Annotated in this window: 11 protein-coding genes; 7 read left to right on the top strand and 4 right to left on the bottom strand. The window is 50.1% G+C overall.

The genetic code is table 11. The features are described 5' to 3' along the window. Positions 1-12: 12 nt before the first annotated feature. Together MJX74_RS08560 and MJX74_RS08555 are read right to left on the bottom strand one after the other, a co-directional pair. Entirely contained in the window at positions 13-1,167 is a 1,155-nt protein-coding gene (locus MJX74_RS08560) for a chorismate mutase (protein WP_068234305.1), read from the bottom strand. 179 nt (positions 1,168-1,346) lie between these two features. After that, positions 1,347-3,698: a penicillin acylase family protein gene (locus MJX74_RS08555; protein ID WP_240222449.1), complete on the bottom strand. Its 2,352-nt coding sequence runs from the start codon at positions 3,696-3,698 to the stop codon at positions 1,347-1,349. Positions 3,699-3,753: 55 nt separating this feature from the next. On the opposite strand from MJX74_RS08555, the gene MJX74_RS08550 reads away from it, so the two are divergent. Beyond that, the gene (locus MJX74_RS08550; RefSeq protein ID WP_240222448.1) at positions 3,754-4,404 is read left to right on the top strand and encodes a cytochrome b/b6 domain-containing protein; all 651 of its coding nucleotides are present in this window, start codon (positions 3,754-3,756) and stop codon (positions 4,402-4,404) included. Between the two features lie 17 nt (positions 4,405-4,421). On the opposite strand, the gene MJX74_RS08545 is transcribed toward MJX74_RS08550, so the two are convergent. Then, entirely contained in the window at positions 4,422-4,874 is a 453-nt protein-coding gene (locus tag MJX74_RS08545) for a c-type cytochrome (protein WP_240222447.1), read from the bottom strand. Positions 4,875-4,983: 109 nt separating this feature from the next. On the opposite strand from MJX74_RS08545, the gene MJX74_RS08540 reads away from it, so the two are divergent. The 4 genes from MJX74_RS08540 (at position 4,984) to MJX74_RS08525 (ending at position 14,135) form a co-directional block, all read left to right on the top strand. Then, the gene (locus tag MJX74_RS08540) at positions 4,984-7,935 is read left to right on the top strand and encodes a bifunctional diguanylate cyclase/phosphodiesterase (RefSeq protein WP_240222446.1); all 2,952 of its coding nucleotides are present in this window, start codon (positions 4,984-4,986) and stop codon (positions 7,933-7,935) included. Between the two features lie 21 nt (positions 7,936-7,956). After that, positions 7,957-11,070 (top strand): amidohydrolase family protein, encoded by a 3,114-nt coding sequence (locus MJX74_RS08535; RefSeq protein ID WP_240222445.1) that lies wholly within the window; start codon positions 7,957-7,959, stop codon positions 11,068-11,070. Between the two features lie 11 nt (positions 11,071-11,081). After that, a complete protein-coding gene (locus MJX74_RS08530) occupies positions 11,082-12,386 on the top strand; it encodes an amidohydrolase family protein (RefSeq protein ID WP_240222444.1) in 1,305 nt (434 codons plus the stop codon). 66 nt (positions 12,387-12,452) lie between these two features. Further along, positions 12,453-14,135: a M28 family metallopeptidase gene (locus tag MJX74_RS08525; protein WP_240222443.1), complete on the top strand. Its 1,683-nt coding sequence runs from the start codon at positions 12,453-12,455 to the stop codon at positions 14,133-14,135. A 235-nt stretch (positions 14,136-14,370) separates the two neighbouring features. Here the strand turns inward: MJX74_RS08525 and MJX74_RS08520 are convergent, their stop codons facing one another. Further along, the gene (locus MJX74_RS08520) at positions 14,371-14,769 is read right to left on the bottom strand and encodes an SUI1 family translation initiation factor (protein ID WP_476748533.1); all 399 of its coding nucleotides are present in this window, start codon (positions 14,767-14,769) and stop codon (positions 14,371-14,373) included. A 157-nt stretch (positions 14,770-14,926) separates the two neighbouring features. Between MJX74_RS08520 and MJX74_RS08515 the strand changes: the two genes are divergently transcribed. Together MJX74_RS08515 and MJX74_RS08510 are read left to right on the top strand one after the other, a co-directional pair. Beyond that, entirely contained in the window at positions 14,927-15,637 is a 711-nt protein-coding gene (locus tag MJX74_RS08515; RefSeq protein WP_240222442.1) for a GAF domain-containing protein, read from the top strand. 41 nt (positions 15,638-15,678) lie between these two features. Beyond that, positions 15,679-16,875 (top strand): amino acid aminotransferase, encoded by a 1,197-nt coding sequence (locus tag MJX74_RS08510; protein ID WP_240222441.1) that lies wholly within the window; start codon positions 15,679-15,681, stop codon positions 16,873-16,875. The last annotated feature ends 33 nt before the right edge of the window (positions 16,876-16,908 follow it).

Genomic DNA, 16,908 nt, shown 5'->3' with positions numbered 1-16,908 from the left:
TACTCTGCCATATCAGCCGGCAGTGACCTGGGTTGGCTCGATATCTTCACTGGGGTAACAGCCCAATACTTTAATAAACTTGGTGATTTTATTCAGCTCTTCCAGTGCCCGCGTCATGGCGTAGTCGTTCAGGTTGGCAAACACGTCAACGTAAAACATCTCTTCCCACGGGTTGCCGTTAATAGGCCGCGATTCCAGTTTGCCCATACTGATACCATGTTGCTTTAACACCAGCAGCGCATCTACCAGCGCGCCCGGTTGCTGGCCGGTGTACATAATAAAAGTGGTTTTCGCCGGTATGGCTTTGGCCACTGTCACCGGTTTGCGCGCTACTACAATAAAACGGCTGACGTTGTCTTTCTGGTTAGCCAGATCACGGGTAAGCACTTGCAAACCGTATAGCTGGCCGCCTTCTTCACCGCCAATGGCAACCACTGTTGGGTCTTGCTGCTGCTTAATGCGGTTAAAGGCGTCGGAAGAGCTGTCGCAGTATTCAATTTTCACCTGTGACAAACCTAAAAGATACTGGCTGCACTGGGCAATAACCTGTGGGTGAGCGCACACCTGGCGGATTTTGCTTAAATCTGTACCCGGTAAACCGAGCAGGCAGTGGGCGATAGGGTGAGTCAGCTCGCCAACAATAGACAGCCGGGTATGCTGCAGTAAGTCGTACACCTCGTTAATACTGCCCGATGAGGTGTTTTCAATCGGCAGTAAGGCATAATCAGCGTGGCCGGTTTCAACCGCCTGCACTATTTCGTTAAAGCTGTCGCAGCCTTGCTCAATAATGCGCTCGGCGCGGCGGGTAAAATACTTTTGTGTCGCCCAGTAACTGTATGAGCCCTGGCCGCCCAGAAAAGCCACCCGCACTGCCGGGCTGTTGGTGCCGTTTAGCTGGCCCTGAATTTTGGCCTGTTGCTGCAGTACTGAATCTTCAATAATGACATGGTACAGCCGGGTTACATATTGGGCGTCCAGCGCCAATGGTTTGCCTTGCTCAATCAGCGACAGCAGTAGCTCTTGCTCGCGTTTTTGGTCACGTATCGGTTTGTTTTGTGCCAGTTTGGCGTCAGCTACAGCCAGTGCCAGCTGCCGCCGTTTTGATAATAAAGCCAGCAATTGCTTGTCGGTGTCAGATATTGCGTGGCGTATTTCATCCAGTTCCATGTTAATTCTCTTTGTCTGAGCTAAAAGTAAGCAAAAAAAAACCTCCCGGTGTGGGAGGTTTCAGGTATTACTGCGCGCGCAGCTCACCGCCTCCCGTGTAAGGTGGTAAAGCGAAAAAAGCTGAGCGCGGTATTAAGTATTTTCATGGCGTCTAACATAGTCCGTCTGGATGGCTAAAGTCAACCCTGAGGTGTCAGCAGCAGCTGATATTTTTTCTCGCCGGGTAAAAACGGCAAGGCTACTTCGTTTAACCAGTACTGATGATCGCCACGATAAAACGGCGACAGCGGGTGGCCAGACTGACCTGCCGGTATGGTTAAAATACCTTTATGTTCTTGCCCCGGTGCTACCACCATGCGCTGCGACTGGCCAAAACCCGGCCGCTGTACTCTTGGCATATGGCTGTCGCCGTTAAGCGCGGTGGCGGGCATATTAAGCCAGCCGCCCAGCAGCGGTATGGCGGCAGACAATGGGTGGTTTATACGGGCCTGATTAATATAACCCCAGTTACTCTGGTTAATGCTGCCGTTGTCCTGCTGCAGTTGTTGCTTACTTTGCAGCACGGCAGCCAGCAGTAACTCGTCCCAGCTGCTGAAGCTTGCCGGTAAGGTATCGGTACGACGTTGTTGTAACATGGCCCAAAGTGGCGTTTCCAGTGAGTATTTCAAATCCCGGCTACGGGCGCCATGCTGCTCCAGATACGCTGACAGCGGGGCAAACTGCAACTCAAGTAATTGCTGGCGAAACGCCCGTACCAGGCTGTAACCCACGGCATCAACACTGGCACTTTGTGAGCTGGTTAGCACATGCTGACGGTATGACTGCAACTGATGTTGTTGAACAGTGTCCTCGTCCAGCACCTCTAACAACAACTGTTGCCAGCGCTCCAGCATGAGTGCACGGTTATCCAGCTGAATGTTATGCAGGGCCTGTTCATCGACACTACTTAACGCGTTCAGGCCTTGCTGAATTTGCCAGCCTCTGGCGCCTAAGTCGTAACCGCCATTGCCAATTAACTGATAGTCAGCTGCGCCAATAACACGCGAATTTGCCGTCCATAGCCGGTTACTGTCGGGGTTTAATAACTGTGGCTGCGCATCTGGCGCTATATAACCAAACCAACCGTATTCAGCGTTGCTCCAGTCTTGTGCGGTATCCAGATCCGGCAAGTTGCGTTTAGGCACACGGCCCATCAGGCTCCAGCCAATATTACCTTTATTGTCGGCCACCAGCAGGTTCTGCGTGGGTATGCCAACCTGTGGTGCCAGTTGCAGGGCCTCTTGCGCTGTTGCTGAGGTTTCCAGTTGCAGCAGGTTAAAATTAACCGCCTCAATATCATACGCTACCCAACGTAAAGCATAAGCCGGGCTGTCGCCAAAGCGCACCAACGGCCCCCAACGGGTTTGAGCCAGTTGCAAGGGCTGATCAGGCCCGTTAGCAACTTTAATAGTGTCGTACACATATTCCAGTGCCTGCCAGCCGTCGGCAGTTAAGTAGCGTTTGCCATCGTCTGACAGTTGCAGGGCAACCAGATCGTGCCAGTCGGCGGTGCTGTTGGTAAACCCCCAGGCAATATTACCGTTAGAGCCCACCACAACAGCGGGGGTGCCGGGCAGCGTAAGGCCGGAAACCGTGCGCAGTTGTGTGCCGTCGCGCCAGTTTAGCTGGGCTTTATACCAGGTGCCGGGTACACGAATACTCAGGTGCATATCGTCAGCCAATATAGCGCTGCCATGGCTGGTTAAACTGCCGGCTACGGCAAAGTTATTGCTGCCAATATCGGTGGCATCTTTTACTTCACACAGGTTGCAGGCACTCTGGCTGTTAGTTAACAGCTGTGGGTAGGTTGAGGCGGGCATAGGTATGGCTTCAATCTGGCTATTATCTATCGCGGCCTGCCAGATATCAGAATGTTGCTGTAAAAAACGATACCATTCATCCGGCACGGTTTGTTTTAATATGGTCATTGCATAGTCGTCGCGGCCCAGTTTGCCCTGTAAATCCAGATACATGCTGTAAATAACTAAAAACGAATCAGCCTCTTGCCAGGGTTTTGGTGTTTGCTGCAGCACGGTGTATTCAAACGGCGGCATGCTAAGGGCCGCGAGGCCTTCGTTAACGCCACGGCTATAGTTGCTCAGCAGCTGCTTATCCTTAGCAGGCAGTGCCGACAAAGCCTGGGTGGCCCGGCTGCGAAAGCGGTGTTGGCGCAACGCCTGATCGGCCTTTAAAGCGCGTTTGCCAAACAGTTCGGCCAGTTCGCCGGCGGCATTGCGGCGCAGCAGATCCATTTGAAAGAACCGCTCCTGCGCATGCGCAAAGCCCAGCGCAAAGGCGGCATCGCTGCGGTTTGCGGCATGGATACTAAGATAACCCAGCGCATCACGCTCCAGCCTGGCGGTATTACTGATACTGCTTGGTTGGTTACCATCATAGCTTGGTAAGCTCAGGTATAGCACGGCGTAAATTGCCGCAGCGGCGAGGGCCAGCAATAAGGTTAATATGGCAAGGATCCATTTCCACCAATTCATCTTTTTGTGTCTCTGGTATAAAATCAAAAACTTAGCATAACGGAGACTACGCACAATGTCACAAAAAGTAAAAGTCTGGGATTTTGCCGTCCGGTTTTTCCACTGGAGCCAGGTATTGTTGCTGGCCGGGTTGTGGTACACCGGTGAAGAAGGTTTAATAGCGCAGCATCAGTTACTGGCGTATACGCTGCTGGCGTTGGTGGTGTCACGGCTGGTTTGGGGTTTTGTGGGCAGTAAAACCGCACGTTTTAGCCAGTTTGCCGCCACACCTGCTGCGGCTGTGCATTACCTGCGTAAGCCTTATGCTGTGCAAGGGCATAATCCGGCGTCTTTTTATATGATAGTGCTGCTAATTGTGTTGGTACTGGTGCAACTGCTCACCGGGCTGGCTACCTTTGACAATAGTTATATGAGTGACGGCCCACTGGTGCGCCTGTTACCGGCAAGCTGGGTAGATATTGCCTCTGATATTCATAAGATTAATATTAATATTCTTTTGGCGGCGGTTGCTGTGCATATTGTTGCGGCAATCTGGCACAGTGTGCGGGTACACAATGTGCTGTGGGTGATGGTTACCGGCAAAGACAATGCAGCAAGTACCTATACTGGCGGCGTAAAACATAGTGGCGTTTATTTTGTTCTGTTTGGCTTGTTATTAGTGGCGTTGTATTTCTGGCAGGGGCATAAATTGTTGGCGCTGCTGTAAACAGCGCCATATTGCTATTAGTTTTTGTATTCGTCGTGGCAGGCTTTGCAGTTGCGGGCAAAGCTGCCAAAGGCTTTACGTACTTCAGCCTGATCCATGCCGTCAGCCGCCGTTTTTAATGCCAGTGCATCCGTTGCCAGCTTCTCGCCACGGCTTTGAAAATCGCTGAGGTTTTTCCACACATCAGCTTTGGCATCGCCACCGCCTTGTTCGGCACCTGGTACAGTAAAAGCTTCCCATGGTAAGGTTGTTAGCGTAGCCAGAGCGGTAGCGCGTTTGTTGACACGCTCTGCATCGTAACTGACGTCGCCTTTTAGCATATCGGCAATGTCGGCCATATTATGACGGATCAGCTGGAATGCAGATTGACGGTATTTCACGCTATCTTTGGCTTCAGTAAAGGCGCTGCCGGCAAAAGCAGAGGTAGATAGTAGTGATACTAAAACGGCAGCTAACAGGGGTTTTTTCATTGTTTCATTCTCTTTTGATGAATTAACATGCAATAATGATTGCATCGTATCGTTATAGAAAGCGATATCTTGCCAATAATCAATAGTTTTTTCAAAATCAGGCAGAGTGGTGAAGGACGTAAACTTTATTAAACCAACAGGAATGGATTCGCTGGGGCGCAAATTTGCGCTGGTGGTATTTCTTGCCATCGTTACTGCCGGTTTTGCCATAGGCTATGCGGTTATTTTGCTGCAGGAAGCCAATGAATTCGAACAACAACAAGTCGCACTTAATCACAGTGCCGCAAACCATGCCTTGCAGTTGAATAAAAACTTTTTGCAAAAAGAGCAAAAAGCCATTGCCGCAAACCAGGTGATAAGCCGCAGCCTTGGTATGGCACAGCTGTCGGGGCCGACCACGATAAAATCCGCTGCTGATGGCAGTATTCGCGTGCAGGATGATTACTCCGGCGCTTTTGTCGCCGCGCAAAACTACAATGCCCGTGTCGCCGGCTTGTTTGATAAAACGGCCTTACTGTGGCAGCAGCTTTCACCGTTGATGCTACAGGAGTTTTTTAACTTCTATTTTATTTCCAAAGAACAGTTTATTCGTATTTCACCCGCTGACTGGGCGCTGCAGGTAAGCAGCCAGCATGATTTTAATCAGGATCTGTTTTACAGCATTGCCACACCAGAGCAAAACCCGGCACGCCAACCACGCTGGACACCACTATATTACGACAATATCTGGAAAAAATGGATGACCAGCCTGATCATTCCGGTTTATGTCAATGATGAGTTCGTTGGTGTTACAGGTACGGATTTTATTCTGCAGGATATTCTGGCTATGTTGCCGCGCCAGGAAGGCCGTCATAGTATGATTTTTGACAGCCAGGGCCAGATTATCAGTTCTGCCTGGCAGCTTTTGCGTGCCGATCCGCCAATGAACACCCCTTTGCTGGCAGATGAAACCGGTGCCGACAGCCTGAGCCAGTATGCGCGCCAGTATGCGGCCAACCCACGACAAGTTATGCAGGCGCAGGCCCTGGCGCCGGAAAAGCTTATTGCGACAAATGTTGTCGAGCGCGCAGACTGGTATGTGAGTGTTTATGTTGATAAAGCCGATATTTCTACTGCTTTTAGTTCAGTACGTTCGCGGCTGGTGCTGGTGTTTACTGCCGTGGCACTGCTGGTAGCGTTGTTTTTACAACTGGTTATTTATCATTTTATATTAAAGCGGATCAACCGTTTGTCTGGTGCTATCAGCCGCCTGTCACGCGGCGATATGGAACAGGTACAACTGGATACACAAAACGATGAGATAGGTTTGCTTAATCAGGCGTTTGGCCGTATGTCGGATGAAATATCTACCTTAGTCAGTGGTTTAAATGCCCGCATTGAAGAGAAAGAACTGGCCGAGCGCTCGGCCAGAAAACTGAGTAAAGCGGTGTCTTTTTCCAGCTCAGGTATAGTGTTAACCGATCAGTTGCTGCGTATTGAGTACGCTAACCCGTTTCTGACCGAGATGATTGGCACTACAACAGAACAAATACAGTTACAGCCGCTTGGCAGCTTATTTGCCGAAGAAATGCACCACGTGGCAGAGGAAATTCAGCAAACGCTGGCTGAGCGTCAACACTGGCGTGGTGATATGTTGTTGCAGCATGCTGAGCGCCAGTTGTGGGTGTCTCTGGCGATAGCGCCTATCCGTGATGAAAAAGGCGGTATCAGTAACTATGTCTGTGCCATGCAGGACATCTCTTTTATTAAGCAAAGCCAGAAAAAGATGGAGCAACTAGCCTATTACGACGTGCTGACCGGGCTGGCCAACCGCAGTTATTTCCGTGACCAGTTGCGTAAAGCCATCGCCATGTCGCACCGCGGCTACTACAGTTTTGCGTTGTTATATTTTGACCTGGATGAATTTAAACGCATTAACGATACCCTGGGCCATGATGCCGGGGACGAATTATTAAAAGAAGTGGCCAAGCGGCTGATCAGCCGGTTACGTGAAGAAGACACTATTGCCCGGCTGGGTGGTGATGAATTTGCTGTGATTTTAAGCGGCATTATCGACCGGGGCCAGGCATCCAGCATTGCCGCTAATTTACAGCAGGCTTTTGCTGCACCGGTAAAACTGGGTAACCATGAAGTGTCTATCAGTGCCAGTATTGGTATTACAGTAGCGCCGGAAGATGCCTCAGAAGAAGAATTGCTGCTAAAACACGCTGATTTAGCCATGTATGAAGCCAAAGCCCGCGGTAAAAACACCTTCCACTTTTTCAGCCATGACCTAAACGAAGCGGCCAATGAGCGATTGCTGATTGAAAACCAATTGCGTGAAGCCATCCGTGAACATCAGTTTCTGCTGTATTACCAGCCAAAAATCGATATTCGCGATAACAGTATTGTTGGCTATGAAACCTTATTGCGCTGGTTACGACCGGATAATACTCTGGTGCCGCCGCTGCGGTTTATTGGCGTGGCCGAAAGCACCGGGCTGATTGTGCAAATTGGCGAGTGGATTATCTGGGAAGCCTGCCGGTTTTTATCACGCCAGCATAGCCGCGGCCACAATGTTACCTTGTCGATTAACTTGTCTGTGCGGCAGTTTAAGGATGATAACCTGCCGGAAATTGTCGAGCGTATTATACTGCGCACCGGCGCTAACCCGGCGTTTTTAATCTTTGAAATTACTGAAAGTATGTTGATGGGTGACACCGATGCGGCTATTAACCAATTAAATCAGTTAAAGCGTCTCGGGGTGTCTTTATCTATCGACGACTTTGGTACAGGCTATTCTTCGCTTAGTTATTTAAAGCGTTTTCCGGTAGACGAGCTGAAAATAGATCGCTCGTTCGTCAAAGATATTCCCGGTGATCGTAACGATATGGATATTGTTGCTGCGATTATCGCTATGGCGCAGAAGATGAATCTTCGCGTAGTAGCAGAAGGGGTAGAAACTGCCGAACAAGTTGAATTTCTAAGAAAAAATGCTTGCTACCAGGTTCAGGGTTACTACTTCAGCATGCCACTGGCTGAGCAGGAGCTTAGTCGCCTGAACTATGTTGTTAACAGTTAACCCTTAATTCAGGAACATGTTATGACTTCAGAGCGTTTGTCGCTGTTAAGCGCAGCGCTGTTGACGGTATTTGCCGCCAGTAGCCACGCCGACCAGACCAGCCCCTTGCAAGGTATCCAGGATAAAACCCCCAATTTAATCGCCCTGACCGGTGCCACGGTCTATACCGAACCCGGTAAAAAACTGGAAAATGCCACCGTATTAATTGCCGATGGCCGCATCAGTGCGGTAGGCACCAGTGTAAAGGTGCCAGCGGGGTATCAACAAATTGATGCCAGCCGCTATACGCTGTATCCGGGCTTTATCGACCCTTATACGCAATATGGTATTGAGGCAGCCAAGCCAGCCAAGCCCGGCAGCTATCGTGATGCGCCGGTGTATAAAAATGAGCGCAAAGGTGGCAATGCCAGCAATGACGCCATTCATGCCCAGCAGCGTTGGGTAAGAGAATTTAAGCCTGATGCCAAAGCGGCAGAAGCTTTACGCAAGCTCGGTTTTACTGCCGCGCAGTCAGCCCGATTTGATGGTATTTTCCGCGGCCAGGCTTTTGTCAGCTCCTTAGGTGAAGGTTTACCAAATCAACTGGTACTAAAAGCTGATGGCCCGCAATTTATGGCCTTTAGCAAAGGCACGTCAAAGCAAAGTTATCCGTCATCGTTGATGGGCAGTATGGCGCTTATCCGCCAGACATTAAGTGATGCCAACTGGTACAGCCAGGCTTACGGTAAAACTGATGTGCGTTATTTTAACCAGCCGGTTGAATTTAATGTGGCACTGCAAAACCTGGCCAATATTAACCAGCAAGGCGCAGTGTTTGAAAGCGGTGACGACAGATCGTTACTGCGTGCGCACTTGCTGTTAAACGAGTTCAAGCTGAATAACGCCGCTATGGTTGGCTCTGGTTTTGAATATGTGCGGCTGGATGAAATTAAAGCCACCGGGCGCAGCCTTATTTTACCACTTAACTTCCCTGCGGCGCCTGCGGTAGAGCAGGTTGCCGATCAGCTGGATGTAAACCTGGCCGATCTACGCCACTGGGAGCGCGCACCTGCAAACGCTGCTGCCCTGGCGCAGGCTGGCGTGCCTTTTGCGCTAACAACCTACAAGTTAAAAGACACCAAGGACTTCTGGCCTAATTTACGCAAAGCCGTGCAGTATGGTTTATCTGCCGACACCGCTTTGGCTGCATTAACCACAGTACCTGCGCGGTTAAGCGGCGTAGCCGACAAGCTGGGTAAAATTGCCCCAGGTTATCAGGCCGATTTAGTGCTGGCCAGCGGCGATTTATTTGCTGATGGTGAAATTGTGGCCACCTGGGTGCGTGGCCAGCAGCACAGCATTAAAGCCATAACCCCGGTAGACTTTGCCGGTGATTACCAGCTGTCTGTTGCGGGTAAGGCTGTTAAAGTTACCTTAACCGGCCATGCCGATAAACTCAGTGGCTCTGCCGTGTTACAGGCTGGCGGCGCTGCAGCAAAAAGCGTTAAGTTAGAGCATATTCACAGCCAGCAGCAACTGTTGCAGTTTAACCTGAATCTGGCTGAGCTTACCGGCGATAAGCAGGTAGCGCAGTTTAGCGGCAAGTTAGCGGATAACAGCCTGACAGGTAAATGGCAGCTTGGCAGCAGCACCGAGTTGGTAACGGCACAGCGCCAGCCGCTGACAGAAAGCCCGGCCAAAACCGTAGCCAGCAAGCCTGACACTGTGATGCTGTCTAAATTAACTTTCCCCAACCGTGCTTACGGCTTACCGGCCTTAGCTAAACAACAGAATGTGCATATTAAAAATGTCACAGTCTGGACAGCAGAAAAAGACGGTATCCTTGAAAATACCGACGTGATAGTGCGCAACGGCAAGTTCGATAAAATCGGTAAAAACCTGGGTACGCCAGGTGGTTTTGACGTTATCGACGGCACCGGTATGCACCTTACGCCCGGTATTATCGACGAGCACTCGCACGTCGCTATTGAGGCCGGTGTCAATGAAGGTACCGATGCAGTAACATCCGAGGTGCGTATTGCTGATGTAATAAACCCGGAAGACATTAACCTTTACCGTGGTTTAGCCGGTGGTACTACTACCGCGCAGCTGCTGCACGGCAGTGCCAATCCTATTGGTGGCCAGGCTCAGGTTATTCAGTTCCGTTGGGGCGAAAATGCTCAGGGCCTGAAAATGAAAGCCGCACCGCCAAGCATAAAGTTTGCCTTGGGTGAGAACGTTAAACAATCTAACTGGGGCGATGCATTTACCGAGCGTTATCCGCAAACCCGTGTTGGCGTTGAAACCACCATTCGTGATGCTTTTGTTGCCGCCAAAGAATACAAAGCCAAACTGGCAGCTTATGACAAACTGTCTAAACGCCAGCGCGAGCAGGTCGCGCCGCCACGTATTGATTACCGCTTAGAAGCACTGGTAGAAATTCTGGATAAGCAACGTTTTATTCATACCCACTCTTATGTGGCGTCAGAAATTCTGATGCTGATTGAGCTGGCCGATGAAATGGGCTTTAACATCACCACTTTTACCCACATTCTGGAAGGCTATAAAACCGCCAAAGAAATGCAGGCCCATGGTGCCAGCGCTTCTACCTTTGCCGACTGGTGGGCGTATAAAATGGAAGTTCAGGATGCTATTCCAACTAACGCCTGCTTAATGGCCGAGCAAGGGATGAATGTCAGCATTAACTCAGACGACGCCGGTTTACAGCGCCGCCTGAATCAGGAAGCGGCGAAATCAGTAATGTACTGTGGCATGGACGAGCACGAAGCGCTGAAAATGGTCACCATTAACCCGGCGATACAGCTAAAAATAGACAAGGTTACCGGTTCAATTAAAGCCGGTAAGCAGGCCGACTTTGTGTTGTGGAACACCCATCCGCTATCGGTATACAGCCAGGCACAACAAACCTGGATTGAAGGTACTAAGTACTTCGATATCAATACTGACAAGCAACTGCAACAACAGCTGGAAGCTGAAAAAACTGCGCTGATCCAAAAAGTGCTGAGCGCAGATGACAGCGCTAAAGCCGGCAGCAAAGATGCTTATAAGCAGGATGAACCAGAATGGCACTGTGAAGATCAGGGCGACTGGTGGAACATCGGCAGTTATATTCACAGCCATGGCCACAAACACTAAGGAGCAGCAGCATGAAACTTTCTAAAACCTGTTTAAGCCTGTTTGCTGCCTTAGCGGGCAGCCTGAGCGGCACACAAGCACTGGCGCACGATATGGTGCCGGGTAAAGCTGCCGAAGGCCCGTTACTGTTAACCGGCCTGACAATTCATACCGTAACCGATGGTGTAAAAACCGACAGTGATGTATTAATTGTGGACGGTAAAATTGCGGCTGTTGGCCAAAATCTGAACGCGCCGCAAGGTGCAACGGTGTTGGCTCTGGATGGCAAACACCTGTATCCGGGCCTGATAGCACTGGCTAACCAGCTGGGCTTAATTGAAATAGAGGCTGTGCGCTCTACCGACGACTCGCGTGAAGTAACCCAGACTAACCCGGATATTAAAGCTAAAGTGGGCTACAACGCCGACTCGGAAGTTATCCCAACCATTCGCAGTAACGGTTTTGCCTACAGCATGATTTACCCGGACGGCAGTATGTTGATGGGCCAGTCCAGCCTGATGCAGTTAGATGCGTGGAATTATCAGGATGCAGTAGTGGCTGACGGCACCGGATTGCATGTGCGCTGGCCTAATGCCAGTACGCTGGGCTCGCGCTGGAACCCAAAACCTGCCGACGAAGTGCGTAAAGCCAATGCTGAGCAACTGGCTAAACTGCAGCAATATTTTCAGGCAGCAAAAGCGTATTACGATGCTGAGCAAGCCGGGTTAAATAGAGGTGTAGACTCGCGCTGGCATGAAATGCTGACCGTGTTTGAAGGCAAACGGCCACTGTTTGTGCATGCCGATGACGAGCGGCAAATTCGCCAGGCTATGTTGCTGGCTAAAGAGTACAGCCTTAAGCTGACTATTGTTGGCGGCCGCGACAGCTGGCGCCTGGCCGACGAACTGGCCGCTGCCAAAGTGGCTGTTATTTACACCGCACCTTATGGTTTACCCAGCCGTGGCGATGAAAACTACAGCCAGGCGTTTACCGTGCCGAAAACCTTGCAGGATGCCGGTGTTAACTACGCGTTGTCGCTTGATGGTTACTGGGATACCCGCAATCTGGTATTTGCAGCCGGCCAGGCAATCAGCTTTGGGTTAACACCAGAGCAGGCGTTACGTTCTGTTACCATTAATGCCGCGCAAATTGCCGGTGTTGCCGATAAAATTGGCAGCATTGAAGTGGGCAAAGCTGCCAGCCTAGTAGTGTCTGACGGCGATATTTTCGACTATCTCGGCCATAAGGTCACCCACCTGTGGATTGATGGCCGCGAAGTTGACTTAAACAACCGCCATAAGCAGTTACACGACAAATATAAGCAACGGATAAACTAAGCTGAATCTGTTGCCGTTAAGTCAGTGCCAGCTCATGCTGGCACTGTTGTTTTTAAAGGAAACCCTATGAAAAGCAAATTTATACCCGCTGCGTTGCTATTGGCTGTAGTAGCCGGTTGTGCTGCTACGCAGTCATCAGATCCGGCGCCCTCTGCTACGGCGGCAAGCGCTAAAGCTATTGAAGCCCATATGCAGTTTTTGGCAGCAGATGAGCTGGCTGGGCGTGAAACCGGAAGTAAAGAACATGAAATTGCCTCGTTATATATTGCCACGCAATTACAGGCACTGGGTCTGGAGCCAGCAGGTGATAATGGCAGCTATTACCAGCGAGTGCCGCTGCGCCAGGCGCGTTTAGCACAGGAAAGCGCGAAATTTACCCTGCATGCCGATGGCAAAGATACACCGCTTAGTTACCCCAAAGCCTTTTTTACCGGCCCGAGTTTGCAGTACACCCAAACCGATATTACCGCACCGCTGGTGTTTGCCGGTTATGGCATGGTATCGGAAGCGTTTGGTTTAAATGATTACGCTAATCTGGATGTAAAAGGCAAAATAGTAGTGCTGCTAACTGGCCGCCCGGACAGCCTGCCAAGCGAAGAAGCCGCGCACTTAAGCAGCCAGAAGACCCGTTTAGCAGCGGAGCGCGGTGCAGTAGGTATTATTACCGTGCATACCCCGGTACAGGAAAAAGTGCGACCTTATGCCAATAGCCTGTTGTATTTAAACACGCCCGGCATGGAGTGGTTGCAAGCCGATGGTACGCCGGCTGACAGCTTCCCTGATTTGAAAGGCGGAGCCTACTTGCACCACGAAGCCGCTGCTGCACTGTTTGCCAAAGCGCCGCAATCGCTGGCGGATATTTTTACGCAACTGGAAAACAAGCAGAACCCTGTGGGGTTTCAGCTTGGTGTATCGGCTACCTTAAGCCGTAACAGCAGCCATGAAGATATTTCCAGCCCTAACGTTATTGCGGTATTACCGGGTTCGGATCCTGTACTGAAAGACCAGTACGTTGTGGTCACGGCGCATTCTGATCATATTGGCTACAGCAACGATTTACGCAACGAAGATAAAATTAATAATGGCGCCATGGATAATGCTGCCGGTGTGTCTATCTTACTGGAAACCGCGCGTTTGTTTGCTCAGTTGCCGGTAAAACCAAAGCGTTCGATTTTGTTTGTGGTGGTAACCGGTGAAGAAAAAGGCTTGCTCGGCGCCGATTACTTCGCGCATTTCCCCACCCGGCCAATAGATAAACTGGTGGCGAATGTTAACCTGGATATGCCAGTGTTGTTATATCCGTTTGCCGATATGATAGCCTTTGGTGCTAACCATTCTTCGCTTGGTAAAGTGGTAGAAAACGCCGCGGCGAAAGAGGGCATAGCGCTAAGCGCAGATCCTATGCCGGAGCAGGCTATTTTTACCCGCTCAGATCACTACACCCTGGTGAAAAAAGGCGTACCGGCAGTATTTTTAATGACCGGTTTTAAATCGCAGGACCCAAAGCAGGACGGCGGTAAAATCTGGGCCAGTTTTTTTGCCAAGCACTATCATAAGCCATCAGATGATATTCCCAGCCTGATTAAAGACTACGGTGCAATCCGCTATGACGCTGGTGCGGTGTTTGCCAATATTAACTTTAATATTGCGCTGGATATTGCCAACACCACGCAGCGGCCTTACTGGTTAAAAGACAGCTTTTTTAACGGCGCCGTTGGCCAGCCGTATAATCGTGAAGCGGTGAAGTAAGGCCGCACAACGTTTTGTGCTCCGGACTCGAACCGGTTTGCTCACGCTAACGCGCCGTAAACCCGTCCGTGGGGGCTCGATTATGAACTTCATCCTGAAGTTCACCTGGTGGGCCAGCGGAGCTGTTCAAATTCGTTCCTGACGAATTTGTCAGCATCCATGCCTTCAACGGTTAGCTTAGAGCAAGCCGGTTCTCTTCTCGCTGAGAGATAATGAACCGGCACTTTTGCGTCTATCAACCACCGGCCCATTTAGTTTTAAAACCCTCGGCCTGTAATAACTGCTCTACCAGCTCGCGTTTATCACCCTGAATTTCAATCACGCCATCTTTTACTGCACCGCCACAGGCACATTTCTTTTTCAGTTTCGCTGCCAGTGCTACAAGTTCGTCATGCGGTTTGGCAATACCACTAATAGTCAGCACTGCTTTGCCACCACGGCCTTTGGTTTCGCGCCTTATGCGCACTGCGCCATCGGCAAAAGCTTCTGTAACAGGTTTGGCAGCGGGCTTAGTGCTTATTTTGCCGCTGTCGGTGCTGTACACCAGATTAGGATCGTCTTTTACTGCAGCAGTTGCACCTGCCGGGTTCATTTTGGCCTGCCAGTCGGCCAGAGAAATTTTATTGCCTGCCATAAGTGGGTTCGCTTACTTCGCTTACTTTACACACCTGTCAGCTTAAACATCCACTTAAGCCGCGGCAACAATTTCCTTAACTTGTTGCCAGCTGGCTTGGTTTTTTAACCGCTTCTGGTAGAATGTTTGTCAATTTTTGGAAATCTGGATGGCTATAATGTCACGAGATGCTGTTTCTGTATCAGACTATGTTGAACGCGCCGGCATACAGGCGTATCTGGGCGATATTTCGCAAGCAGCTTTTGCTGAAAAAGTACAACAGCGCCAAACCGAGCTGCAGGCTTTTTTAACAACAGCAACTGCGCCTGCGGTGCAATGGCAATATAAAGTGCCGGAGTTAGGCGAAGGCGGTGCTTGCTCGCTGTTTGGTCAACTGGCTGATGATCCCTATGATTTAACGGCAATTCTGGGTGGGCAAAACGCGGCCAATCAACACACACTTGCGCAACTAAGCCTTATTGCTGCATTTTACCGTGAACATTCTGCACTGGACTGGTTTGGTATTTATCAGGCCCGTAGCAACGATGCCGGTGAGCCGGTGCTGGTAAAACTGGCTTATTATGGTGCGCCATCGCGCGCTGAATTTCCGTTAAATAGCGAATTTGCCAAAATCAGCAATAACAGCACGGTAGGTTTAAGCGGCAAAGCCAAGGTCATTAATGATGTAGCGGCCTATTTAGGCAAAGGTGGTGAATATTACACCTGCGATCCTAAAGTGCAGGCAGAGGCCTGTTTGCCTCTGTTTAACCAATCAGGCAAAATAGCCGGCATTGTCGATGCAGAAGATTTTAATAAAAACGTATTTACGGCGGATGCTTTGGCTTTGCTGGTGGCGGTATGTTTATCCGTGCCGGCGTATTTACCATAACCGTAGCTTTTTTCATGCAACTTTAACTCAGGTAGAACACTATGTTTGCTCAGTTACAACCGGTGGCAACCGATCCAATTCTAGGTTTAATGGCAGCCTATAAAGAAGACCCAAACCCGAACAAAGTAGACCTCGGCGTAGGGGTGTATAAAGACGAGCAAGGCCATACGGCGGTACTGAAGTGCGTAAAAGAAGCAGAAGCGTTGCGCCTGAAGCAGGAAGACAGCAAAACCTATATCGGTATGGCCGGTGATTTGGGCTTTAATGCCCATATCGAAAAACTGGCGTTTGGCATTGGCCACAAAGTATTGCTGGCTAACCGTGTTACTACAGCACATACACCAGGCGGCACAGGTGCACTGCGCGTAGCGGCTGAGTTTATTAAAAAAGCCAACCCGAATGCGACCATTTGGGTAACCAGCCCAACCTGGGCTAACCATATCTCTATGTTTAAAGCCGCTGGCCTGAATGTAAAAGAATACACGTACTACGATTATGACACCAAAGGCTTGAACGAAGACGCTATGTTTGCCGAGCTTGCTACAGTGCCGGCTGGCGATGTAGTGCTGGTGCATGCTTGTTGCCACAACCCCAGCGGGATGGATTTAACCTTTGCCCAGTGGCAGCGTTTTACTGATATCGCCAAAGAGCGTGGTTTTACGCCTTTAGTAGATATGGCTTATCAGGGGTTTGGCAGCGGCCTGGATGAGGACGCCAAAGGCTTGCGCTATCTGGCAGATAACGTTGATGAGATGATTCTGTGCAGTTCGTGCTCAAAAAACTTTGGCCTGTATCGTGAGCGTATTGGTGCGGTATCTATCGTTGCAGTAGATAGCAAAGTCGCTGATGTTGCCAAAGTAAACCTGTTAAGTGTAGTGCGCAGCATTTATTCTATGCCACCGGCACATGGTGCCATTATTGTTGCCAATATTCTTGATAGCAACGAGCTAACCAGCTTGTGGCATGAAGAGTTGGCTGAAATGCGTAATCGCATTAACAACTACCGCCAGCTGATTATCGACACTCTGGCCGCTGAAGGTGTACAGCAGGATTTCAGCTTTATTACCCGGCAGCACGGTATGTTCAGCTTTTTAGGTATTAACAAAGCGCAAATTGACCGCCTGCGCAGCGAGTTCAGCATTTATATGGTGGGTTCAAGCCGCGTGAGTATTGCTGGTTTAAACCACAGCAATATTAATTACTTCGCTAAATCAGTGGCAACAGTATTAAAAGGCTAGGCTGGTTTTATACAGCAAAGTGAGTAAATGAAA

Source organism: Rheinheimera hassiensis (assembly GCF_022436675.1).
Classification (GTDB): domain Bacteria; phylum Pseudomonadota; class Gammaproteobacteria; order Enterobacterales; family Alteromonadaceae; genus Alishewanella; species Alishewanella hassiensis.
This window is presented reverse-complemented; position numbering and strand designations above follow the sequence as displayed.